The organism is uncultured Polaribacter sp. (genome assembly GCF_947503855.1).
Classification (GTDB): domain Bacteria; phylum Bacteroidota; class Bacteroidia; order Flavobacteriales; family Flavobacteriaceae; genus Polaribacter.
On record NZ_CANNFF010000012.1, the window covers coordinates 1 to 22,696 of the forward strand.

General features: G+C 33.9%; 19 protein-coding genes. 2 read left to right on the forward strand and 17 right to left on the reverse strand.

The genetic code is table 11. The annotated features are described in order from the left end of the window. Positions 1-75 precede the first annotated feature (75 nt). Positions 76-459, reverse strand: a complete 384-nt coding sequence (locus tag Q0662_RS10735) for a hypothetical protein (RefSeq protein ID WP_298949599.1) — start codon at positions 457-459, stop codon at positions 76-78. A gap of 470 nt (positions 460-929) precedes the next feature. Between Q0662_RS10735 and Q0662_RS10740 the strand changes: the two genes are divergently transcribed. Next, a complete protein-coding gene (locus Q0662_RS10740; RefSeq protein WP_298949601.1) occupies positions 930-2,219 on the forward strand; it encodes a site-specific integrase in 1,290 nt (429 codons plus the stop codon). Positions 2,220-2,256: 37 nt separating this feature from the next. On the opposite strand, the gene Q0662_RS10745 is transcribed toward Q0662_RS10740, so the two are convergent. Together Q0662_RS10745 and Q0662_RS10750 are read right to left on the reverse strand one after the other, a co-directional pair. Continuing rightward, positions 2,257-2,790, reverse strand: coding sequence for a hypothetical protein (locus tag Q0662_RS10745; protein WP_069674113.1), 534 nt, complete (start codon positions 2,788-2,790; stop codon positions 2,257-2,259). A gap of 111 nt (positions 2,791-2,901) precedes the next feature. Beyond that, the gene (locus Q0662_RS10750; protein ID WP_224476890.1) at positions 2,902-3,126 is read right to left on the reverse strand and encodes a DUF2892 domain-containing protein; all 225 of its coding nucleotides are present in this window, start codon (positions 3,124-3,126) and stop codon (positions 2,902-2,904) included. Positions 3,127-3,489: 363 nt separating this feature from the next. Between Q0662_RS10750 and Q0662_RS10755 the strand changes: the two genes are divergently transcribed. Next, on the forward strand, positions 3,490-3,693 hold the full coding sequence (locus tag Q0662_RS10755) for a hypothetical protein (RefSeq protein WP_298949605.1): 204 nt from the start codon (positions 3,490-3,492) through the stop codon (positions 3,691-3,693). Between the two features lie 344 nt (positions 3,694-4,037). Here the strand turns inward: Q0662_RS10755 and Q0662_RS10760 are convergent, their stop codons facing one another. From Q0662_RS10760 to Q0662_RS10825, 14 genes are all read right to left on the reverse strand, one after another. Further along, positions 4,038-4,493, reverse strand: coding sequence for a heme-binding domain-containing protein (locus Q0662_RS10760; protein ID WP_069674109.1), 456 nt, complete (start codon positions 4,491-4,493; stop codon positions 4,038-4,040). Continuing rightward, positions 4,494-5,108, reverse strand: coding sequence for a DUF3347 domain-containing protein (locus tag Q0662_RS10765; protein ID WP_069674108.1), 615 nt, complete (start codon positions 5,106-5,108; stop codon positions 4,494-4,496). A 32-nt stretch (positions 5,109-5,140) separates the two neighbouring features. Then, positions 5,141-6,913: an efflux RND transporter periplasmic adaptor subunit gene (locus tag Q0662_RS10770; protein WP_298949608.1), complete on the reverse strand. Its 1,773-nt coding sequence runs from the start codon at positions 6,911-6,913 to the stop codon at positions 5,141-5,143. Continuing rightward, entirely contained in the window at positions 6,910-7,626 is a 717-nt protein-coding gene (locus Q0662_RS10775; RefSeq protein WP_298949610.1) for a PepSY domain-containing protein, read from the reverse strand. Before Q0662_RS10775 ends, Q0662_RS10770 begins: the two co-directional genes overlap by 4 nt. Before the next feature lie 6 nt (positions 7,627-7,632). Beyond that, positions 7,633-8,364 carry a MauE/DoxX family redox-associated membrane protein gene (locus Q0662_RS10780; RefSeq protein WP_298949612.1) on the reverse strand — a complete coding sequence of 244 codons (732 nt, stop codon included), beginning with the start codon at positions 8,362-8,364 and terminating at the stop codon, positions 7,633-7,635. Next, positions 8,364-9,602 carry a TolC family protein gene (locus tag Q0662_RS10785; RefSeq protein WP_298949614.1) on the reverse strand — a complete coding sequence of 413 codons (1,239 nt, stop codon included), beginning with the start codon at positions 9,600-9,602 and terminating at the stop codon, positions 8,364-8,366. Before Q0662_RS10785 ends, Q0662_RS10780 begins: the two co-directional genes overlap by 1 nt. Beyond that, complete coding sequence (locus Q0662_RS10790; RefSeq protein ID WP_298949616.1) at positions 9,592-13,305, reverse strand: efflux RND transporter permease subunit; 3,714 nt, start codon at positions 13,303-13,305, stop codon at positions 9,592-9,594. Before Q0662_RS10790 ends, Q0662_RS10785 begins: the two co-directional genes overlap by 11 nt. 109 nt (positions 13,306-13,414) lie before the next feature. Next, on the reverse strand, positions 13,415-13,828 hold the full coding sequence (locus Q0662_RS10795; protein ID WP_298949618.1) for a hypothetical protein: 414 nt from the start codon (positions 13,826-13,828) through the stop codon (positions 13,415-13,417). A gap of 71 nt (positions 13,829-13,899) precedes the next feature. Then, positions 13,900-15,852, reverse strand: coding sequence for a heavy metal translocating P-type ATPase (locus Q0662_RS10800; protein ID WP_298949620.1), 1,953 nt, complete (start codon positions 15,850-15,852; stop codon positions 13,900-13,902). After that, positions 15,849-16,211: a DUF3703 domain-containing protein gene (locus Q0662_RS10805; RefSeq protein WP_249997234.1), complete on the reverse strand. Its 363-nt coding sequence runs from the start codon at positions 16,209-16,211 to the stop codon at positions 15,849-15,851. Before Q0662_RS10805 ends, Q0662_RS10800 begins: the two co-directional genes overlap by 4 nt. Positions 16,212-16,266: 55 nt before the next feature. After that, complete coding sequence (locus tag Q0662_RS10810; RefSeq protein WP_249997235.1) at positions 16,267-16,683, reverse strand: Fur family transcriptional regulator; 417 nt, start codon at positions 16,681-16,683, stop codon at positions 16,267-16,269. A 2-nt stretch (positions 16,684-16,685) separates the two neighbouring features. Then, positions 16,686-17,891, reverse strand: a complete 1,206-nt coding sequence (locus Q0662_RS10815; RefSeq protein ID WP_298949631.1) for an efflux RND transporter periplasmic adaptor subunit — start codon at positions 17,889-17,891, stop codon at positions 16,686-16,688. A gap of 4 nt (positions 17,892-17,895) precedes the next feature. Further along, entirely contained in the window at positions 17,896-22,230 is a 4,335-nt protein-coding gene (locus Q0662_RS10820) for a CusA/CzcA family heavy metal efflux RND transporter (protein ID WP_298949633.1), read from the reverse strand. Positions 22,231-22,349: 119 nt separating this feature from the next. After that, on the reverse strand, positions 22,350-22,682 hold the full coding sequence (locus tag Q0662_RS10825; RefSeq protein ID WP_298949634.1) for a hypothetical protein: 333 nt from the start codon (positions 22,680-22,682) through the stop codon (positions 22,350-22,352). Positions 22,683-22,696: the final 14 nt, after the last annotated feature.

A 22,696-nucleotide genomic window follows, 5' to 3' on the forward strand; every position in this document is an offset into this window, starting at 1 on the left:
AGAAAAAGGCAACTGGATATTAGAGTAATGTTATGAAAGAATTTCATTCTTTTGTTTAAAACTATGGATTTCAAATCAATAGTGGTTTATTTGATAAGAAATTTTAAAATTACCTGTAATTTGTGAATTCCCGAAGTTGCCCACAAAAAGCGAAAGTGTTTCGCTTGAAGTTAGATCTCCTGTTTTATGGTTAGTAATAGAACGTATTCCAATATCAATAGAATCATTAGAGGATGTTTTAAAACTCCTTTTAATTGCTGATTTTTTTTTAGTTAAACGTTTAGCACCAGTATTGGGTTTAAAAGTCCATTGCGCCAAAACATCTATTTCTTTGCTTGGAAAATCTACTTTTACATTGGGAATCTCTATTTCAATTATTTCGTCCTGAGGAAGATTTTCAGGATCTGAACAGGAAATGAAAAATACCAACAAAATAAGTAATAAATTAAAATTTTTCATTAATTTTTTTTAAAATAATTAAATCAAATATAATCTTTTTTCAGTTATTTTTTTTTCTAAAAAACTTTTGGAGCAAACTGTTTTGTTAACAATCAGTCGTGAAGATTTCGAGTACCAAAATCGTTGTTTCATACTTTACTAAAGTAACCAGTAACTTAACTTTTAAGATATAATATAACCACTTTATAATTATCTTTTTATACGTCCCGAGCAACCTCTCGAGCAACCCCAAAAACCAAAAAAACCCGTAAATCATTGTTTATAAATGAGTTACGGGGTAATTTTGTGGTACCTCCAGGAAGAAATTACTTTATTTCATTTAATCTCAAAAACACCTAAATCATTAAAAATTAATGATATAACATCATTTTTATTATAAAGACATAAAATGAAATAAAGACAAATAAACTACAAATAACTAAACTGCGCACACCTTTGAGCACACCCTTTATGCGCTGTATATTAGCCGTATGAAGAAAATAATTAAACCACAATTAGGAACTGTAAGGTACAATTTGAAGGAGTCCAAAGAGACATTAAAACAAAGTAGAAAAGAAAGTCCAATTTCATTGTGGTTTTCCTATGGGAAACGACAAAGATTAAGATATTCAATTGGAATATCAGGAGGTTATGCAGATTGGGATTTTGAAAGACAAAGGGTTAGAAGAAATCGAAGTCTTATAATTAATTCAGCAACAGTTAATAGGTACCTTGACAAGTTACAGAATGAACTCATTCGTGATCATTCGGAATTAGTATTGGAGGGAAAAGAAGTCAATAATGAAGTTTTAAGATCTATTCTCGATAGGTTGACAAATCGAAATATTGAATCAGAAGTAAAAGTAATTCAAGATGATTTTTTTGTTTTTGCAGATGAGTTCATCGAGGAGAAGAGGGGTAGTATTGAAAATGTTACTTTACTACTATATAAACAGTCCTTAAAGAAACTTAAATTGTTTTCAGATTCCACAACATCAATTGATTTCACATCTTTCACAAGACCTATTTTAAACGACTTTAAGAGGTTTTTGGAGGTTGAACAAGGGTTTAAATTAAACACCATTTCAAAACATTTCAAATCAATAAAAACAATTGTGTTGGAGGGGAAGAGGAGAGGTTTAATTGGAGATGTAGATTTCAGGTTGTTTTCAATTCCAACGGAGGAGCCAACAAAGATTTATTTAAGTGAGAATGAAATATGTAAGATGAAGGATTTAGATCTTTCAAATGACAAGACTATGGAGTTGGCAAGAGATATTTTCTTAGTGGGTTGTTATACTGGACAACGAATTAGTGACTACAATAGATTATCTGGTATTGATATTGTAGAAAAGGATGGGGTCCATTTTTTTGAAATTCTTCAAAAGAAAAGTGGTGTTAAGGTTAACTGTCCAATCACACAGGAACTAAAAGAAATTATGCACAGATATAATAACCAACCCCCTCCAAAACTATCAGACCAAAAGATAAACAAGTATCTCAAGTTGATTGGTAGAAGATTAGATATGAATGAAGATGTTTTATGTCATGATACAAAGGGAGGAGTAAAAAGAACCTATATTCGTCCAAAGTGGGAAATGTTGGAGTCACATACTGCACGTAGAAGTTTCTGTACCAATATGTACTTAAAAGGAATGTCAATTCAAGATATCATGCATTTTTCGGGTCATAAAACTGAAAAGGAATTTCTTAAGTATATTAGAATCACATCAGATGAGCGCACCCGACATATACTGAGACAGGGATTTTTTAATGTGTAAATTATAAAGTTATAAGGTGCTTTAGTTACCAGTAACGTTAGTCAACTTCTCTAAAACCTTTAAAAAATCCAATTGTAAAATCTACAATCCATTTAATGGATAAAAAACTAAACCACAAAATAGAGATGAAAATGTGCCAAAATACTTTAATGAAATTAACAAAGAGAATGATCAACATGTAGATCATTTGAAAAGTAGCAGCGTTTTTCCCTCTTACTTGAACACCTCCTAATTTGAAACTGGAGTAATTCGGTTTTAGGATGTTATAAGAACCTCTTTTATTTTTGAGGGAGGTACTAATCCCATTTTTTGAAACATTAAAGTTAAAAGGACCACTATTGTATCTTCCAATGAACTGAAAGTTTCCGTTTTGGAAACCCATTCTTGCTCCCTTAAATAATCGTTTGTGAAGACGAAGTCCGTGTTTAGTGTTTATAGTAGCGCCAACTCCATCTCCTTTAAATGTTTTCGTTGCAGAAACACCACCAGTTCTTGAAACTCGGACATTTTTTCCTCTGTATTCTATTCTTTTTGAAGGGTTGTCTTTATCTTTTGAATTAGTGCTTGACATGAGTCAAAATTAAGAAATTAAAATAAGGAGATTGAGATGTTTGAATTTTGATTTCCCCTCCCCCTATTAATCAAAGTTGCAGCAAAAGTAAATCTATTTGTGACTTAAGTTTTACTTACCATTCTGAATAGGGTCAGTATTTGGCATTAGTTTATTAAGGATGAAATAAACCGGGCAGAATTTTGTCATTGGACTTATAAGTTGAAGTCCGCCAACTGCTACCGCGATCCACACAAAGTTCAAGTTGGATGTGTATAGCGTTAAGCCTGCACTTATTAAATACAAGACTCCTACAATTGCATCATGTGCTCTTACTTTAGAAACATTTTTTTCCATATTGATTTATTTTATTGGTTTAGAGCAAGATAATAATTTTAAAGTAAAAAAACCGCTATACTACAATAGTATAACGGTTTTATCATTATAAGTTGCTCCCCCTATTATTCAAAGATGCAGCCAAGAATTTCTTAATTCACCTTCCTCGCTACATAGAAACCATACCCAAAGTAATCCTTAAACCTTTTGTATAGCTCTATTTCATCTTTGTAAGATTGAACAACTTCTTTTGTCTCTTCGTCTTTGGAAAGATCTTTCTTAAGAGTTGCGAGCTCCTTTTCTAAAGGACTATAGTAATTGCTGAGCCAACTTTCTTCAGATAGAATGAAATGATCAAGGAGTTGGTATCCGGATTTTATAACTATGGGATTGCTTTTAATGCGCAATTTCAAATGGGGAACAACCTTTGTAAATTTTGAAAACTTTACAGACAGAAGACAAAGTAGGTTTTCACCTTTGGTTTTGCCACCACACGACAATCCAGAATTTCCAGAAATTTATGCGCCTACGGACGGTTTTATTTTTAGTGTAGGAGTAATTATTAAACCTTTTGGTCAAAAAAGATGAAAGGTTTGCATTGTCCTGATTTTCGATTTTTTTTATGAGCGCAATTTTTATTTCCTCTATCAAAATTTCTGTTTCATCCTTTATGATTTCAAAACCGTGTTTGCTCAGCACTTTTTCTAATTCTAATGTTTGGATGCCTGTCTTTTTGTTTAGAACAATTTGTCCAAGCTCAACCGTTTTTATGTCACAACCCAATTCTTCCAACTCCCTTAATACAGTTGATTTGCATCTGTCACATACCATATTCTTTATGTTAAGGGTTTGTTTCATAATACTTTTTATAGTGCCTGAAATGGGAAGGGCTATTAACCAACCAACCAGTATTTCCTTCCCATATCAGGGCATTATTTTAATGTTTCTTTTAGGTTCTTCATATAATCAATAATCAAGGTCTTTTCAGAATTGGACAACTTAGCATCCTTGTGAATCAAGGTGTAAGATGCTAGTGGCATCTCATCATCTTTAACCTGACTAATTATTGACTTTAGTTTGCTGTTTTTTCTTCGGTTGGAATACGCATCCCATTCATTGAAATTCAATTCTTCCTTTCCTTCATTAATGTGGTCTTCTAAAAACCAAGCAACAGGTTGTACCTTATTGTACCAAGGGTATTCTGTGTTATTACTATGACAATCATAGCAGGACTCTTGTAATAATGCGCTTATGTTTTCTTGGGTGTTGTTTACCAACAAGAAGTCAGTTTTTGGCACAGTATCACTTTGATTGAGGTCTGTGGGCACAAACTGTATGCCCACAAATCCAACCAATAAAATCAGTGCTATGATTTTTACAATTTTCATTTAGTTAATTTCTCGCTGTACTTTACCACATTTCAACATCTGGCTTCCATAATATGGATTGCGTATTTCTTCCTTTGTACTCAACCAAGCTGTACCGCCATCATACATTGGACAAAATTGCTCGTATAGTTTCACTTGTGTTCCCGTAATAGCTACCATATCAGTAACATCTTTGCTCAAAACTTTAAAATGTTCGCGTTGGTGTTTAATATCACTTTCACTGATATGTTCTGCGTGCTCGATAGCATCTTCCATAATGTCCTTTAATTCTGATTGCTGAGCATCCGTATATTTTGAAATGTCAAGCTTTCCTAATGATGTTGCGAGGGTTGCACCCAATTCTTTAGCTTTGGCATTATCATCTGCCACTAAGGCATCCTTTAAGTTGAAATAGTCATTTAATATTGTTTGGGAATTTCCATCTCCGTTCATTGCCATTTCCTTTTTATCCACATCGTGGTGACCATCGGAATTATCGTGGTTCATTTTTGAATGGTCTTCCTCAGTAATCATTTCAGAATTGGTACTGTTTTCTGTTTTCGCATCTTTACAAGACATTGCTGATAAGCTTATAAATGCCATTACCATAATTGTTGTTAATCTTACTTTTTTCATTGTTTAAAATTTAATTGTTATTACTTGATTTATTATTCTATTACTTGTTTTACTTCTCCACAGGTTAGCATTGCGCTGCCAAAATATGGATTGATTACTTTTTCTTCTTTGCTCAACCAATATGCACCATTGTTGTTATCTGCCATAGGGCAAAATTCCACATAAACCTTTTCATTAACACCAAACAATTGAACAGCATTGATTAGATGTGATGATAAATATTTAAAATGGTCTCTTTGTGCTTTTATATCGGATGTTTCAGAAATTGAGGTCGCTGAAGGTTTTATTTCCTTTTCTAATGACATCCAATGATTATGCGCCTTATTGTTTGATAACAATTTCATATCTACTCTGGTTAAATTGTTTAGTAAACTTATTACACTTTCAGAAGCGCCTTTTGAGTCTTCTTTCACTAAAGCATCTTTTAAATTGATATACGCATTGAAAACAGCTTTTAACTGCTCTTGAAATTTCGCTGATACTTTCAGACGCTCATTCATAATAGTGTGGTCACTTTCTGTGTTGGGTGAATTGTTATCCATACCTAAATGACCCTCGTGACCTGTCATTACTTTACCACCATCTTTATTCATCAAAGACTTTTTGCCTTGTAATTGTGCTGCTGCATCAACCGTAAATGTACCGTTAGTCACTATTTCATTTCCAACAAATAATCCTTCTAAAACTTCATATTCATTACCAATTTGATTGCCTAATTTAATTTCACGCATTTCAAAAATAGTTTGGTCTGGATTTGTTTTAAGGTACACCACAGAACGTTCACCTGTCCATAACACAGAAGATGAAGGAATTGTTAATACTTCGTCATTTTTAGCTGTACTGTCTTCAATATTTGCGATTACAAACATTCCTGGTTTAAATACATCGTCCTTATTGTTTAAAACAACACGCAAGGTAACAGTTCTTGTTTTGGTGTTTAAAACTGGGTCAATGAAATCAACTTTACCTTTAAATTCTTTATTAGGATAGGCATTGGTTGTTATCATCACTTCCTGTCCTTTTTTAAAGCGGTTAATCTGATTTTCATACACATCAAAATTTCCCCAAACTGTGTTGAGATTGGCAATTTTTAATATGGGTTGACCTTGTTTAATGTAATCGCCTTGCTCTACTAATTTTTCTGTAACAGTACCCGAAAAGGTTGCATACACAGGAAAGTTTTCTTTCACTTTTCCTGTTTCTTCAATCTTATTAATTTGATTTTCAGAGAGCTTCCATAATTTCAATTTATTACGGACTGCTTTGTATAAAGCAGGTTGTGATTCTTTTAAAGATGCTGCTGTAATTAATTCTTGTTGTGCTGCATAGAGTTCTGGCGAATAAATGGTTGCCAATAATTGACCTTTACGAACTTCTTCGCCTGTAAAACTCACATTCAAACGTTCAATTCTTCCAGCGAAATAACTTACCTGTACTGCATTTGCTTCTTCGTTTTCAGCAATTTTACCAGATAATTTGATAGTATTGCCTTCAACATTGCCTTTACCAACAATAGATGTTTGAATATTAGCTAAAGCAATTGCGTTTTCAGTCAATTTGAATTGGTCTGCTAATAAACCATCACTTACACCATCAGCAGGAATTAAATCCATACCACAAATAGGGCAATCTCCTGCTTCTGGTTGCATAATCTGTGGATGCATTGAACAGGTCCACATTTGATTGGTTTCTGTAACTGCATCGTGATTATGGTCTGTTTCTTCTTTTGGTGAGCCACCAAACAGTATCCACCCTAAAAGTAGACCAACAGCTAATATTCCGAGATAAACTATATACTTTTTCATTTCTTTATTTTTTTTCGTTTTAATAATTTCCTAATTGAAGGTGACGAGGTGTACCACAACAAAAACCCACTTAAAACGGTTATCAATCCTAAAAGTGAAAAGGCTCTCAAAACAATGGTATTAAAATTGTCTCTGCCTTCATAGTCCATGGTATGTGTCATCCATAAAAAATCAAACCAACGCCAAGAACGATGTCTTACGGTTTGAAATTTTCCGTCGCTTACAGAAACGTATGCTTTTAGTGCTTCATCTGTTTTATATGAGATAACATAAGCAGGTAGTAGTTTTTCTCGATACTCGTGGTGTTTTCCAGTTTCCGTAATTTGCTCAACAGATTCTACCTCTAAACCACTTTTCATATGGTTTTTGGCAATATAGAGTGCCTCTTTCTGCGTAATACTATTTTTTGGCATTCCATCTAAAGCATTATACAATTGCTCTTTATTTATCCAATAGTACGGTGCATTATCAATATCTCTTAATTCAATAGTCTTTATACCATTTGGAACATCCATTTCTGAAGGACTTATTAAACTATTAAATGCTTTGGGTTGATACTTCAAGTTTTTAAATTGGTCTCCGTGTATTTCATCGATGTTCGTCCAACTAAAGTATAAACCACTAATAGTCCAAAACAGGAATTGAATCCCTAAAAAGAGACCCAAATACCTGTGGGTTTTTCTAATTTTTAACGCAGTATGCCTATTTACCATAACAATTTAATTTATAAGCATTAATGTCGCCATTACAATCATAATAGCATTTTCAATAAAAGTGGCTTCTGTCATAGGTAATTTTAAAGCAGTACCTAAACACGCACATCGTATTGATTTTTTGTCCAATAATGTTTTTGTTACTCCAATTGTTGTTATCCCTAATACTATAAGTGTAATTATTAAAGCTATATTAATTTCAAACCGCAATAAAAACATCAGTCCTAAAGCTGTTTCAATAAATGGATAAACTTTCCCATAAAAAGGAACACGTTTAGCTAAAGGGTCGTACATACGAAAGGATTCAGGAAAGCCTTTTAAATCTAACATCTTGAAAAAACTAAACACGATGTAAAATAACCCCATAAAGTCGAGCATAAAAGCGCTCCAAGTCCAATTTTTATAATGTAATAATACACTTGCAGTTGCTATATAAAAAATGATAAGCAATAAAGGTTTTAGCTGTTGTAATTTACTTTTTTCTTCTTCCATAGGCATTGCCGACATACTTGAAGATGCAAACACATTCTTCTCTTTCTTTTCAGATAAAGTATACTTTTCTGGTAATGCTTTTTGTAGTATATCAGTTGAAATATGTTTATTCATTTTCACTTCTGCCTCACCTTTTTCAAGATTAACAGACACCTCTGATACGTGGTCTATTTTACTTAAATATTTCTCGACGGAAGCCTTACAGTTATTGCAAGTCATTCCCGCAATCTTATATGTGTGTTTCATTATTGCTGTGTTAAATAATTAATAATCGTTGATTGAACATAATAAGTTCTAATTGATTCTATTTGGTTCATTTGAAACTTTAGTTGTAGTTCTTGAATATCCAAAACATCATTAAAATCTATCGTTCCTGTTTCGTAGCTTTTGATTAAAATGTCTTCTGCATCTTTAGCTTGCTTTAAGTTTTTTGTTTGAGTAGCATAACTTATTCTTGCAGAAATGCTTTCGTTATTTGCTTTGTCTAAAAGCGTTTCCAATGCATTTAAACGTTCCTGTTTTTGAGCAGTAATTTCCTGCTGCTGCAAATCATTTTGTTTGGTTTGGGATTTATATTTCTTATTGAAAATTGGGATAGATACCGAAACCATTGGCATTACAATATCCTTTCCGTTATCGCTGAAATCCATATTTGGTCTTTCAGCAACATTGATATAATCTAATCCAAAACCAATCATTGGACTGCTTTCTTTTTGATTTAATAATTCTGATTGCTCTATGGATTTATAAAGTTTATCATATTTTAGTAATTCGGGATGTAATGCTAAATTTTCAGAAGTAATATCAAAGTCTTCAGAAGGTATCAGTAAACTATCTACCACATTCACGGTAACATCATTATCTCTATTCAATAGATTATTGAAGTTAGTTTGTTCTGCTAAAAATTGTTGTTGCAATACGTCTTTTAATTGTTGCATTTCGTTCTGACGCATTTGCAATCGCAACACATCTACTGCGGATGCTTTACCAACCTCAACAGATGTTAGTGCTAATGTTTCGTAAGTTTCTAATAGTTTGATGTTTTCAGTTAACACCTCTTGCTTTGCTTTGTTGGCGTATAGATTAAAATAGGATTGTGATACCGAAGCCATTAGTTTTCGCTTTGCGATAACAATGTCCTCGTATTTAGCATCTGCCAATGAACTTACATAGTTTTCTCTCGATGTAATGGTTCCGAACCACGGTAACATTTGTTTAGCAGATACTTTAAAGCGTTGTGCACCTGTTCTGGTTTCCGGTTCACTTACAAAGTAACCAACACCAAATTCGGTATTAGGAATGGTGTTAACCTCGTTTACTTTTTCAGAAGCTCTTTTGTATTGTAACTCAAACTTTTGAATTTCTGGATTTTTTGTTAAAGCTTCATCAATAAATATTTCTAATTGTTGAGCGTTTGTAAAGAAACTCAAGAAGCAAGAAACAAGAATCAAGACGAGTTTAATATTTATTATTTTATTTTTCATTTGATGTTCTTTTAAGTTGAACTTCTGCCTTCCAGCTATACAATACTGGTACAACAAACAAAGTGATTAAGGCAATGAGCATTCCGCCAAAACTTGGAATTGCCATCGGAATCATTATGTCGCTTCCTCGACCTACAGAGGTTAATACTGGTAATAATGCTAAAATGGTTGTAGCTGTAGTCATTAAACACGGTCTGATTCTTTTTTCACCAGCTTCTACAATAGATGCTCTAATTTCCTTTTTATTCTCTGGTATATTTCTATCAAAAGTTTGCGTTAAATAGGTTGCCATTACTACACCATCGTCTGTTGCTATACCGAAGAGTGCAATAAACCCAACCCAAACTGCTACACTTAAATTAATGGGATGCATCTGGAATAAGTCTCGCATATTTTCGCCAGCGACATTGAAGTTTAAAAACCAATCTTGACCATAGAGCCAAATCATTATAAAACCACCTGCAAAGGCTACTGCGATACCTGTGAATACCATTAAGGACGTACCAACCGAACGGAACTGAAAATACAGAATTAAGAAAATGATTGCCAATGCTAACGGTACAACAACCGATAAGGTTTTTTCTGCTCGTAACTGATTTTCATACGTTCCTGTGAATGCATAGTTGATTCCTTTTGGAACTATCAATTCACCAGAATCTATCTTTTCTTGAATTAATGCTTGTGCATTTTTAACAACGCTTACTTCTGCAAAGCCATCTAATTTATCAAACAATACATAGCCAACTAAAAAAGTATCTTCACTTTTAATGACTTGTGGACCTTGTTCGTATCTTATCGTTGCTAATTCGCTTAATGGCAAAGGACTGCCTTTTTCAACTGGCACATAAATCTGTTGTAAGTCTGTTGGGTTTGCTCGTAATTCTCTTGGGTATCGTACTCGAACACCATAGCGTTCTCGACCTTCAACGGTTTGGGTTAATACCATTCCGCCAACTGCTACTTTTAATACATCTTGAACATCTTGTATCGAAATGCCATAACGTGCAATTTTCTCTCTATCAATATCAATTAACAAATAGGGTTTACCAACAATACGGTCTGCAAAAACAGCTTCTTTTTTAACACCTTCAGCTTCCTTGATGATGTTTTCTAATTGCACACCAAACGCTTCAATCTGCTTTAAGTCTTGACCTTTTACTTTAATTCCCATAGGTGCTCGCATTCCTGTTTGAAGCATCACTAATCGGGTTTCAATAGGTTGTAGTTTTGGTGCTGAAGTAACACCTGGTAACTTTGTAACTCTTACGATTTCATTCCAAATATCGTCTGGTGACTGTATTTCTGGTCGCCAATTACGATAGTACTCGCCATCATCATCTTCAATTAATTGAGACCTTTTTATAGTGCTAAAAATGACGTTTTCGGAATTATTAGGATTAGAAACCAAACGACCATCCTTCAATTCAAAGAAGCCATCATCATTTACTTTGTAGCGTTGGCGTACTCCGTTTTCATTCAGCATATATTCTGGTTTATACTGAATCATATTCTCGTACATTGATAGTGGTGCTGGGTCTAAAGCTGATTCTGTTCTTCCTGCCTTACCAACTACGGTTTCAATCTCTGGAATACTGGCTACTGCCATATCTAATTGCTGTAAAACACGTTTGTTTTCTTCTACGCCAGAATGTGGCATCGAGGTTGGCATTAGTAGAAATGAGCCTTCATTTAATGAGGGCATAAACTCTTTGCCTGTATTTTTCATAATGAAAAATCCTGCGATGACAATAGCAGTTGGAACAGATAAAAACAATAGCTTGTTATCTAAACACCACCTTAAAATACGTGTGTAGTATTTTATAAATAATGAGAAAACACCTAATAAACCAAAGCAAATAACACTCACAAAAATGAGATTCCAAAAAATGCTTTTATCAACGCCTAATGGTCTCCAGTATTCGGCTAACAAGAACACAATAGCTGATACGGAAATAATAATATTGATAAGATTAGCTTGTTTCTCTGTTATCTTATTTTGAAGATTGAGAAGTGCTGTAATTCCAAACGCTATCAAAATCAATCCTAACCAATACCCATAAATTATGGCAGCGATTCCTAATGCCATTAAGACACCATTTAAAACATATTTAAAAGTGTTTTTAATGTTTTTCTTTCTGAATAAAAATGCAGCAAACGGTGGAATTAAAAATAACGCCACGATTATAGAAGCTGTTAGTGCAAAAGTCTTTGTGAAGGCTAATGGTCTGAATAGTTTTCCTTCCGCTCCAATCATTGTAAATACAGGAATGAAACTGATAATAGTTGTCATAACTGCGGTCACGATTGCGCCAGATACTTCAGCTGTTGCGTTATAAACTACCGTATTAATGGATTGTGTTCCATCATCTTCATCTAAATGCCGAATGATATTTTCTGATAGTATGACACCAACATCGACCATTGTACCGATAGCAATAGCAATACCTGATAAAGCGACAATGTTGGCATCTACACCAAAGAGTTTCATTGCAATAAATACCATTAAAACTGCAACAGGTAATAGTCCAGAAATTAGTACGGAAGCTCGAAGATTAAACACCATAATAATTATTACTAAAATGGTAATCAATATTTCAAGAGTTAAGGCTTCGTTAAGTGTGCCTAATGTTTCTTGTATCAATTCTGTTCTATCGTAAAAAGGCACTATGGTTACTTGTGAGGTTCTACCATCCGCTAATACTTTTGAAGGTAATCCTGCACTTAATTCATTAATTTTTTCCTTTACGTTATTAATGACTTCCATTGGGTTTGCGCCATAACGAGCCACCACAACAGCACCAACAACCTCTGCACCTTCTTTATCTAATAATCCACGTCTTGTTGCAGGACCTAATGAAACTTTACCAATATCCTTTATCCTAATTGAAGTATAATCTTCTGAAGTGACTACTGCATTTTCGATGTCTGAAATGGATTTCACATAACCCAAACCACGAACTAAATATTCGGCTTGGTTAATTTCCAAAGTCTGTGCACCAATATCCTTATTACTTTCTTTAACTGCTTTTACAACGTGATGTAATCCAATATTATACTGACGCATTAGTTCTGGATTCACGTCCACTTGATATTCTTGAACATAGCCACCAATAGAAGCAACCTCTGAAACACCACTTGCAGAGGACAGCGCATACTTTACATAGTAATCCTGAATACTGCGTAACTCTTGCAAATCCCAACCACCAGTTACATTTCCGTTTTCGTCACGACCTTCAAGCGTGTACCAAAATATTTGTCCTAATCCTGTAGCATCTGGACCCAATGCAGGATTAACACCTTCGGGCAATAAACCACTTGGTAAGGAATTAAGTTTTTCGAGAATACGACTTCTACTCCAGTAAAATTCTATGTCTTCTTCAAAAATGATATAGATACTTGAAAAACCGAACATAGAGGAACTACGAATGGTTTTTACACCTGGAATACCGAGTAAAGATGTTGTGAGTGGATAGGTGATTTGGTCTTCTATATCTTGTGGTGAGCGACCATCCCATTTTGTAAAAACGATTTGTTGGTTTTCGCCTATATCTGGTATGGCATCTACAGCAACTGGATTACTTGGTAAGAAACCTGTATCCCAATTAAAAGGTGCATTAACCGTTCCCCATCCTACAAAAAGGACGAGTAGCAGAACTGCAACGAGTTTGTTTTCTATTAAAAATTTGATGCTTTTATTGAGCATTGGCTTTGATTATTAAACAGTTAGAAATTGATGTTACGACAACACCGAATACAACAAATTATCCTTACGACATTGCAGTCATAGGATAAAAAAGTCTATTGTTTAAAAATCAAATTAAATAAGTCTCGTCAATCTTGTAGAGTTGCCTTATGACGAGTGGTGGTTTGTATTCTTCAAAAGAAGATACATTGTTATCTAAACCTTCAAAAAGGTTACTATAAGTGTAAACAAGTGAAGCTATAAATACTTGTTGCTCAAACGTGATTTTGTCAACTTGCAATTGCAATTCGTCTTGACCTTCAATTGCTAATTGTTTATCATCACAACAATTTTTCTTGGTAATAGAACATCCTTCGGTTGAAGGCTTTTCCATTTCCATTCCGCACCCTTTGGCTTTTTGAAAGATAGCAGTTTCTACTAACGTATCTCCACAATAATGCATATTCAAAGTAAATGACATTGTAGAGAATAACACTACAAAAGCCATTGTTAAAGACATTATTTTATGGAAAAATTGCTTCATATTGATTGCGAAGTTACGAAATTTTAACAACTATTGATTCTGTTTAACAGAAGTTTAATTGACTAATCTGCTTAATCCCAAGTCATTTTCTGCAAGCGAACCGCATTTAATATTGCTAAAAGTGCAACACCAACATCTGCAAAAACTGCTTCCCACATTGTTGCCAAACCTCCTGCTCCTAAAATCAAAACAATCACTTTAACACCAAAAGCTAAAATGATATTCTGCCAAACAATTTTTCGTGTGGAACGACTTATTTTAATCGCCTTTACCACTTTTGAAGGTTGGTCTGTTTGTATGATAACATCTGCTGTTTCAATAGCTACATCACTTCCTAAACCACCCATTGCGATCCCTACATCACTTGCTGCTAAAACTGGTGCGTCATTAATACCATCACCTATAAAAGCTATTTTGTTTGCTGGATTTTGCTTTAAAATTTCAACTTCATTTAATTTATCCTCTGGTAGTAAACCACCTTTAGCCTTTTCAATATTTAATTCTTTTGCGACTTGTTGGGTAATGGAATCTTTATCTCCAGAAAGCATCATTATATTATTAATACCAACTTTATGTAAGGCTGTAATTGTTTCTTTGGCATCTTCTTTTAATTCGTCTGCTATTACCACATAACCAGCGAACTTATTATCTATTGCTACTAAAACTATGGATTCTACAATAGTTTCCGTTTCAGATGGAACACCAATATTATTGGCAGTCATTAAGGCTTTATTTCCTACTAAAACTGTTTTACCATTTACAATGCCTCTTAAACCTTTTCCTGCAATTTCAGAAACGTCTTGTGCTTCAAAATCTTCTCCTTCTGCTTTATACTCTAAAATTGCTTTAGCAATTGGATGCGTGGATTGCTCTTCCATCGCCATTAAATATTGCATAAATTCGGTTTCTTTCCAATCAATTGCTTTTACTTCTTTGATTTTGAAAACTCCTTTGGTAACCGTTCCTGTTTTGTCCATTACCAAGGTGTTTATTTTGGTCATTGCATCTAAAAACGAAGCTCCTTTAAATAAAATTCCGTTTTTTGAAGCTGCTCCCAATCCTCCGAAATAACCCAATGGAATAGAAATTACCAAAGCACAAGGACAAGAAATCACAAGAAAAATTAAAGCTCTGTATAACCAATCTCTAAAGACATAATCATCTACAAAAAAGTATGGTAGAAACGTAACACCTATTGCTAAAAACACAACTATTGGTGTGTAAATTCGAGCAAATTGTCTGATGAATAATTCTGTTTTAGATTTTCGAGCTGTGGCGTTCTGTACCATATCCAAAATTCTTGCAATGGAACTGTCTTTAAATTCTTTGGTGGTTTCTATTTCAATTACACCGTCCAAATTAATGCTGCCTGCAAAAACTTTTTCACCTTTTGCAATCGTATCAGGTTTACTTTCTCCTGTTAATGCAGCTGTGTTGAATGAACCTTTTTTGGAAAGTAGAATACCATCTAAAGGAATTTTTTCTCCCACACGCACTTGCACTTTTTCGCCAATTTCAACCGTTTCTGGACTCACAGACACATAATCATTGTTGCGATATACCAGAGCTTCATTTGGTCTTACATCAAGTAAGGCTTTTATATTTCCTTTTGCTCTGTTAACAGCTGCATTTTGAAATAGTTCCCCAACTGCGTAAAACAACATTACTGCAACACCTTCAGGATATTCGCCAATAATAAACGCACCAATAGTAGCAATGGACATTAAAAAGAACTCTGTAAACACATCTCCTTTTTTAATACTTTCCCATCCTTCTTTTACTACAGGAAGACCTACTGGCAAATATGCTATACCATACCATACAATACGCAACCAATCTTTAAAAAATGCAACATCAAAATAATCTAAAGCAATGCCAATAATTAGCATTGTAAAACTTATGATTGCTGGAATATAGGCTTTAATTTGACTTGAATTGCCACTATGATCGTTACCATCATCGTGACTATGTTGTTCTTCTGAATCTGGTTTTAAATCTCTTAAATTGACTTTCTTTTTTTTCATTTTGAATTGAATAAATTTTTAATATCATTAGGAATAGGCATACGTTTTAATGGTGGTACATTTGCACCTCCTGTATTGCCGATTGGTATGTGATTAATGAACGATTTCCAACCTCCAACAATTAATCTTATTATTTGTCCAAATACTTCTTTGGTATTTTTTTGCATTAAGCCAAACTTTAGCATTAACCAATGTGAATAGGTATGCTCAATAGGATAAGATTGACCTATAATGTGACTTCTTTCTAAATGATACCACGCATTAGTAAAATCACTGTTAGCCAAAGCAACTTCATATAAACCAAGTTCTTTATTATAAGCATCTTTTAAATACTTTGGTATTTTATAATTCAGTTTCATTATTATCTCATTTGATTGTAAAAATATAATACCAATACGTGCAATGGAAGTGCAATTATTGTCCACTACATTTATCACAAATACCTTTTACCACCAAGTTTACGTTTTCTGACACAAAACCATCTGGTACTTTTATTAGAGGGATTTTATGTTCTGTTAAGCAAATAGTTTCATTACAGTTATTGCAATGAAAATGCAAATGCAAATCAGTTTCAATTTCACAATTACATCCGTTTTCACACAGAGCATATTTAGTAATTCCTGTGCCATCGTCTATTTGATGCACTATCGCTTTTTCCTCAAATGTTTTAATAGTTCTGTACAATGTGGTTCTATCTGCTTTTTCAAAAGCATTTTCTATATCACTTAATGTTACTGCTATTTGTTTATTTGCAAGAAACTTATAAATCAATAAACGCATTGCCGTAACCCGTATATCTTTTGACTCTAAAAATTGTTCTATTGTTTGCATAATTAATGTTCGTGTTCTGTTTCGCCTTTTTTCATTTCAGCTATTAAATAATACGCATTATTATAAGCAAATTTTGTGGTTTTATCTTGTTCTTCAGTAAATTGAACTGCTATCCAATTACCCTCTTTTGCCCCTAATAGCACTTCTATAGGTTTAAAACTCCAGTCTTCATTTTCTTTTTCCGCTGAAAACACGAAAAATCTATCGCCTTCTTTTACTATGGCACTTTCGGGTAACGCCATAGTTTTCGTATTTTCTGTTTGGATTTTTCCTTGAATATACATTCCAGGAATAAGAATCCCTTTTTTATTCTCAATTTCTGCGTGTACGTGTACCGCTTTAGGATTGTCTTCGAAAGTTTTACTTACCGAATAAATTTCAGCTGTTAATTCTTCATCTTGCATTGTTTGTACATTAAAGGTTACTTTTTGACCTTTCTTAACTTTATATACATCTTTTTCAAACACCATTAAATCAGCGTGAACGTGATGTGTATTTACTATTTCAAAGAGTTCGGTTTGAGGTTCAACATATTGTCCTGTTTTTACTTCTACCTTTTGCACATAGCCTTCAATAGGACTGCGTAGTGAAATACGTTGTGCAATACTACCATTGCGAACCGACGTTGCACTAATATTTAATAATTGTAATTGAGCTGCCATTCCTTGAACCATTGCCTTTGAGGCTTCATATTCTGCTTCAGCTTTTTGGTAATTTGCACCAGATCCTACACCTGCATCGTACAATTTTTGTTGACGCTCATAATTCTTCTTTAAAAAATTACTATCACTATAGGCATTTAAATAATTGGTTTGCATTTGAATAATATTTGGATGTGAAAGATATGCCACTACTTGACCTTTATTCACTTTGTCCCCTTCAATCACTTCAATAGAAACTACATTAGCACCAATTACTGTTGTTATGGCTGCCTCGTTTTGTGGTGGCACTTCTAAAGTTCCATTGGCTTCCACATAACCACTCATATTGCGTGAAGCAATGGTGTCTATTTTCATTTTTAAGGCTTCAAACTGTTGTTGTGAAAGCATCACTTCTTCGTCTTCGCTATGGTCATCGTTTTCTTCAGTATTTTGTTCTTCGTTATGCGAATTGCCATTGTCTTCTTTGTGGCTTTCTTTATTTCCGCAAGCAGAAACAAAAATGGATAACATTATTATGGCTAAAAATTTATATAATCTATTTTTCATTTTCTTATTGATTAAAATATTGTAATTGAAATGTACTTTCTAAATAGTTTGCTAACGCTGTTTGTGCTTCCAGTTCCGATTGAATAGCTTCTTTTATAAGTTGTGTAAACGCTGTGTAATCAATCTCTCCTTCTCTATAGGCAAACAAAGCTCCTGTTTTTTGTTCTTTAATAAGTGGTAATACTTCATTCTTATAAAACAGCCAAGACGTTTTCCATTTTTGGTAATTTTCTTTAGTTTGATTAAATTTAGATTGTACTTCCTTTTGTTTGAACTGCATTTTTGATTCGGCAATTTGTCTATCAATTTTTGCTGTTCTAACTTGTGCTTTTGTTGTACCAGATAAAAACGGTATGGAAATACCAGCTTGATAGGTGTAAAATCCAGAATTTCCATTTACTTTTTGCAAGCCACCTTGAAGGTTGAATTTTGGTAAATTTTCAGCTTTAGCAGCTCTATAGTTTGCTTCTGCTTCTGTGACTTGAAGTTGAGAAATAGTATACAACGGATGTGCTTCTAAACTAAAGGATTCTACATTTATTTCGCTCTCTATATCAATTTCATCTGAAACTGTATAATATTCATCAGAAACTAACCATAGATTTAATTGTTGTAATGCAATAGCATATTCACTTTTTGATTGCATAAATTTATTCTGAATTTGTAAGGCTTGATTTTTGGCAGCCGAATATTCTAACCGCGAAATAGCTTCTACTTCATAATTTAATGCAACTGCTTTTTCAAAATTGGCATAAATAGAATCTAACTCTTTGTATAAATTATACTTCCTTTTACTTTGTAAGGCATTTGCCCACGCCTTTTTAACTTCCAATTCTAAATCTAATTCTGAAAGCTGAAAGGCTTTTTGGGCTAACTGAATACGTTGCTCCTGTAATTTTCTCTTTGGGGAAATACCAAACACGTCTATATTTGATTGACCAACACCTATAGTTGTATAAATACCTGTGCCATTGTTAATTTCTTCGCCAACAGTAAAAATTTGAGTAGTACCAAAATCGAAAGCAGTTCCTTTTAATTGTTGTTGCTTATCAATTTCAAGCTGTCGTTGTTTTAGACTTGGATAGTTTTCTTTAGCCAATTTCACTGCTTCTTGCATTGAAATAAATGGTAACGAATCTTTTATTTGTTGTGCGTTACCTGTTATTGGCAACAAAAACATAAAAGCTACCATAGCAGTAACTGTTATTACTTTTTTGTCAGTTCTAAGATTGAATGATTTGTTTTCTACCCAATGATATAATATAGGTAAAACGAATAATGTTAATAATGTAGAGGTTAATAAACCACCAATTACAACAGTTGCTAAAGGTCGCTGAACTTCTGCACCAGCTGATGCTGAAATTGCCATAGGTAAAAAGCCTAAAACATCTGTAAAAGCTGTTAACATAATAGGTCTAATTCTTCGCTTTGTACCTTCTATTATTCTATCTTTTAGATTGGTTACTCCTTCTTCTTTTAATTCGTTAAGTCCACTAATCATTACTAATCCGTTTAAAACAGCAACACCAAACAGTACAATAAAACCAACACCTGCCGAAATACTAAAAGGCATATCTCGTAACCATAATGCTACAACACCACCAATGGTTGCCATTGGGATAGCGATGTAAATCATTAAGGTTTGTGGTAACGATTTTAGTGCAAAATATATCAGTATAAAAATGAGCAACAAGGCAATAGGTACAACCGTTTGCAAACGGTTACTGGCACGTTCTAAATTTTCAAAAGCACCACCATAACGAATAAAATAACCAGAAGGTAGTTCTAATTGTGCATCTAATTTAGTTTTAATTTCGCCTACCAACGATTTTACATCACGACCTCTTACATTAATACCTACATAAGTTCTTCTATTGGTGTTATCTCTACTTATTTGCATTGGACCTGCTTTGTAACTTACATCAGCTACTTCGCGAAGTGGAATCTGTGCACCAGAAGGTAAGTTGATAAACAAATTTTGCACATCTGTTATGTCTTTACGATTATGAGAACTTAACCTAACCACCAAATCAAATCGTTTTTCTCCTTCAAAAATAGTTCCTGCTATTCCTCCTGCAAAAGCTGATTGCACAATTTGATTTAACGTGTTTATTTGAAGTCCGTATTGTGCCAATTTACTTCTGTTATAAGTAATTGTCATTTGCGGTAAACCAGTTGTAGCTTCCGCTTTCATATCGCCAATACCTTCTGTACCTGCAATAATTTTAGATATTTCTTCTGCTTTTTGAGACAATACATTTATATCTTCTCCATAAAGTTTAATAGCTATATCTTCTCTAACACCTTCAAGCAATTCGTTAAAACGCATTTCAATTGGTTGCGTAAACTCATAATTCACACCAGGAATTATTTCCACTGCTTCTTTCATTTTTTCGATGAGTTCATCTTTTGTCTCAACGGTTGTCCATTCACCTTTTGGTTTCAGTATTACAAATACATCTGCTAAATCCATTGGCATTGGATCGGTTGGAATTTCGGCAACACCAATTCGACTTACAATTTTTTCAACTTCTGGAAACTTTGCTTTTACAATTTGTTCAATTTTTGTGGTTGTTTCAATCGTTTCTGTAAGTGAGCTTCCGGGTTTTAAAATGGCGTGAAATGCAATGTCACCTTCATCGAGTTGTGGAATAAATTCGCCACCCATTCTTGTAAACATAAAAACTGCAATACCAAATAAGACAACAGAAACGCCAATTATTAATTTTCCTTTCTTTAAAGCTTTTTCTAATAGTGGTTGGTATTTACGTTCTACCCAATGCACGAATTTATCGCCATAAGATTTTTTGTCTGACTTTGGCGCTCTTAAAATAAGTGCAGACATCATTGGAACGTAGGTTAAACAAAGTACCATTGCACCAATCATTGCGAAAATAAAGGTCAATGCCATTGGTTTGAACATTTTTCCTTCAATACCTTCTAATGCCAGTATTGGCAGAAATACAATTAAAATAATCAGCTGACCGAAGAAGGCAGCATTCATCATTTTTTTTGAGGCATCTGCCGCAACACCATCACGTTCTTTAGATGTCAATTTCCTTTTCTTTAGGACTTGCGAAGCAATTAGAAAAACGGTACTTTCTACAATAATCACAGCACCATCGACAATAATTCCGAAATCTATTGCTCCTAAACTCATTAGGTTAGCCCAAACATCAAAAACATTCATTAGTATAAATGCGAATAATAGAGATAATGGAATTGTTGAAGCTACTATTAAACCACCACGCCAGTTACCTAATAAGAAAATAAGAACAAATATCACTATTAATGCCCCTTCAATTAGATTGGTAGCAACCGTTGAGGTCGTTTCTGCTATTAATTTACTTCGGTCTAATAAAGGTTCGATAATGACACCTTCTGGTAATGACTCTTCAATTTGAGCCATTCGCACTTTTACATTCTCAATGACATCGTTTGAATTAGCGCCTTTAAGCATCATAACCAAACCACCAACTACTTCGCCTTCTCCATCTTGGGTTAAAGCTCCATAACGAATAGCGGCACCAAATTGTACCGTAGCAATGTCGCCAACGGTAATTGGAATATTGTTAGTGTTTTTAACCGTAATCTTTTTAATATCCTCTAAACTACGCACCAAACCTTCTCCACGAATAAAATTGGCTTGATGGTTCTTTTCAATATATGCTCCACCTGTATTTTGATTGTTAGCTTCAAGAGCTTCAAAAACATCGGTAATTGTTAAACCAATAGCTTTTAATTCGTTTGGGTCTACAGCTACTTCGTATTGCTTAATTTTTCCACCTATGGCGTTTACCTCAACTACACCTTCTACCATAGCCATTTGACGCTGTACAATCCAATCTTGCATTGTGCGCAAATCAATAACCGAATATTTGTCTTTATACTCTGGTTTTACTTTAAGTGTGTATTGATAAATTTCTCCTAAACCTGAAGAAATAGGACCCATAGTTGGCTCGCCAAAACCACTCGGAATTTGATCTTTGACTTCGTTTAGTTTTTCTGCTACTAATTGACGTGGTAGATACGTTCCCATATCATCGTCAAAAACTATAGTAACCACAGATAAACCAAAACGAGAAATGGAACGGATTTCCTTTACATCAGGCAGGTTGCTCATTGCAACTTCCACAGGGTAGGTTACAAATTGTTCAATATCCTCTGTACCTAAATTGGGGGCTTGCGTAATGACTTGAACTTGGTTATTGGTAATATCTGGAACAGCATCTATTGGTACTTGGGTCATACTCCAAATACCTGCTCCAACAATGGTAAGCGTTAGCAAACCAATAATGAATTTGTTATTGATTGAAAAATCAATGATTTTATTAATCATAGAAAATGTATTAATTCAGTTGAAAACTTGCGGTGCGAATAGGTGCAACGCTTTTATAGAGCAATGCTTACTTTGAGAAGCATCACGTTAGGATATAGCTATCCTTAAAAAAAACTGAATTATACTTTTGGGGGTTGGAAAAGTGATTCCAAATATCTAGAAGTGAAGTTTACTTGATGTAAATTATACTGTTTTTTCTCTTCAAATTTTAGTCGATTGGTTAAAGCCAAATTATTGTTCGCAATAATTAATACCAAAGGGTGACAACACTGATTATGTGAATGGACTGGTGTATTCTCCTTATCTGGGTTATGATGATGCTCTTCATTTTTAGCATCGCTGCCAATGTAGTCTTCAGCTACATATTCAAAGAAAGAGTCTCCATTAACTTTATGGTCTTGATAATGGGTAATAACGTTTGAAATTTCTTTAATTGCGCCACAAAAGTCCATATCTATGCTTATCC

What these genes read in the sequence shown, in the direction of transcription:
- Q0662_RS10785 (WP_298949614.1), bottom strand. Translation starts at nt 9,602, where the DNA reads ATGAAAAATAAAATAATAAATATTAAACTCGTCTTGATTCTTGTTTCT.
- Q0662_RS10745 (WP_069674113.1), bottom strand. Translation starts at nt 2,790, where the DNA reads ATGTCAAGCACTAATTCAAAAGATAAAGACAACCCTTCAAAAAGAATA.
- Q0662_RS10805 (WP_249997234.1), bottom strand. Translation starts at nt 16,211, where the DNA reads ATGAAACTGAATTATAAAATACCAAAGTATTTAAAAGATGCTTATAAT.
- Q0662_RS10755 (WP_298949605.1), top strand. Translation starts at nt 3,490, where the DNA reads ATGGGATTGCTTTTAATGCGCAATTTCAAATGGGGAACAACCTTTGTA.
- Q0662_RS10815 (WP_298949631.1), bottom strand. Translation starts at nt 17,891, where the DNA reads ATGAAAAATAGATTATATAAATTTTTAGCCATAATAATGTTATCCATT.
- Q0662_RS10795 (WP_298949618.1), bottom strand. Translation starts at nt 13,828, where the DNA reads ATGAAGCAATTTTTCCATAAAATAATGTCTTTAACAATGGCTTTTGTA.
- Q0662_RS10825 (WP_298949634.1), bottom strand. Translation starts at nt 22,682, where the DNA reads ATGGACTTTTGTGGCGCAATTAAAGAAATTTCAAACGTTATTACCCAT.
- Q0662_RS10740 (WP_298949601.1), top strand. Translation starts at nt 930, where the DNA reads ATGAAGAAAATAATTAAACCACAATTAGGAACTGTAAGGTACAATTTG.
- Q0662_RS10800 (WP_298949620.1), bottom strand. Translation starts at nt 15,852, where the DNA reads ATGAAAAAAAAGAAAGTCAATTTAAGAGATTTAAAACCAGATTCAGAA.
- Q0662_RS10820 (WP_298949633.1), bottom strand. Translation starts at nt 22,230, where the DNA reads ATGATTAATAAAATCATTGATTTTTCAATCAATAACAAATTCATTATT.
- Q0662_RS10735 (WP_298949599.1), bottom strand. Translation starts at nt 459, where the DNA reads ATGAAAAATTTTAATTTATTACTTATTTTGTTGGTATTTTTCATTTCC.
- Q0662_RS10765 (WP_069674108.1), bottom strand. Translation starts at nt 5,108, where the DNA reads ATGAAAAAAGTAAGATTAACAACAATTATGGTAATGGCATTTATAAGC.
- Q0662_RS10780 (WP_298949612.1), bottom strand. Translation starts at nt 8,364, where the DNA reads ATGAAACACACATATAAGATTGCGGGAATGACTTGCAATAACTGTAAG.
- Q0662_RS10810 (WP_249997235.1), bottom strand. Translation starts at nt 16,683, where the DNA reads ATGCAAACAATAGAACAATTTTTAGAGTCAAAAGATATACGGGTTACG.
- Q0662_RS10760 (WP_069674109.1), bottom strand. Translation starts at nt 4,493, where the DNA reads ATGAAAATTGTAAAAATCATAGCACTGATTTTATTGGTTGGATTTGTG.
- Q0662_RS10770 (WP_298949608.1), bottom strand. Translation starts at nt 6,913, where the DNA reads ATGAAAAAGTATATAGTTTATCTCGGAATATTAGCTGTTGGTCTACTT.
- Q0662_RS10775 (WP_298949610.1), bottom strand. Translation starts at nt 7,626, where the DNA reads ATGGTAAATAGGCATACTGCGTTAAAAATTAGAAAAACCCACAGGTAT.
- Q0662_RS10750 (WP_224476890.1), bottom strand. Translation starts at nt 3,126, where the DNA reads ATGGAAAAAAATGTTTCTAAAGTAAGAGCACATGATGCAATTGTAGGA.
- Q0662_RS10790 (WP_298949616.1), bottom strand. Translation starts at nt 13,305, where the DNA reads ATGCTCAATAAAAGCATCAAATTTTTAATAGAAAACAAACTCGTTGCA.